The organism is Robertmurraya korlensis NBRC 107688, assembly GCF_001591645.1.
Taxonomy (GTDB): domain Bacteria; phylum Bacillota; class Bacilli; order Bacillales; family Cytobacillaceae; genus Robertmurraya_A.
In genome coordinates, this window is record NZ_BCVH01000058.1 from 1 (window position 1) to 1,058 (window position 1,058).

1 protein-coding gene is annotated in these 1,058 nt (G+C 40.5%); it reads right to left on the reverse strand.

The annotated features are described in order from the left end of the window. Positions 1-111: 111 nt before the first annotated feature. Positions 112-1,058: IS110 family RNA-guided transposase (locus BKO01S_RS23595; protein ID WP_066060224.1), on the reverse strand; the 947-nt coding region annotated here is incomplete at its 5' end.

The window sequence follows — 1,058 nt, forward strand, 5'->3', positions numbered from 1 at the left end:
CTCCACAGGGTCCTTGCCCGAAGTTTAGTTGCTTTGCTGACTAATCCGTGCTTCAAATGTACGAGACTTATACCACCTAAAACTCTTTTCTACTCTACTATTCCTACTGAATTATACGGCTTTTTCAACTTCTATGTTTGCTTTCATATGAGGGATATCCTGTAACATTCTCTCTTCGCTAAACTCAAATTGTTTCTTACCAATGGCAAAGAATATACGTATTAACTTATTGCACAGGGCTATCAGAGACTGCATTTTCTTTAGTGGATTATCAGGGCGCTGCGTGTAATAGGAGTGCAGCGCTTTAAAGGCCGAATTCTTCGCGAACATTATCATACAAACCCTGAAGAGGAGAGCCCTCAGCTTTTTCCTACCTCGTTTTGTGATTTTTGTTTGCCCTTTATGCTTGCCAGAGGTGTTCTCCTTCAAGCTCAATCCAGCTAACTTTATGATTTGTCTAGGGTGATTATAGTCTTGGAGATTTCCAACTTCCGCAAAGAAGCCGGCAACCGTATCTCTCCCTACTCCCTTAATAGCTAACATTTGTTGAACGCCAGGGATATGTTCAATTAGGTTATCAATTTTATTATCAAGTTCTACCAACTTCTCTTGTATCAAGTCATATTTATCAAGCAGAGTCGCTAGTTCTAATTTGGCCATATTAGAACCTTGGCACAGTCCGATGGACTCTCTAGCTGCTTGTTTTAACTCTAGTATTTTGTTTAGTCCTACACTTCGACTAACAGCTTTTCTTAAATGATCCAATAAGTACTGATCCGTGAAATGAATTAGTTCATGTGGTATGGCTCCTAGCCTTAAAAATTGCAAGGCTGCTTTCCCTTCCCAACTCTTAAAGACTGTTAAAAACTCAGGAAAATAGCGATCTAGCCAGTTGTGAATCTGACCTTGTACCGTTTGAAGGTCGTCAGTTAAGAGATCACGTATTTTTTTCGCCACACGGAGTTCTGCATAAACACCTTGTGGAATCGTTGGTTCAGCATATCTCCCGTCCTTGACCAGCTGTGCAATGACTTTAGCGTCTTTCACATCGTTTTTTT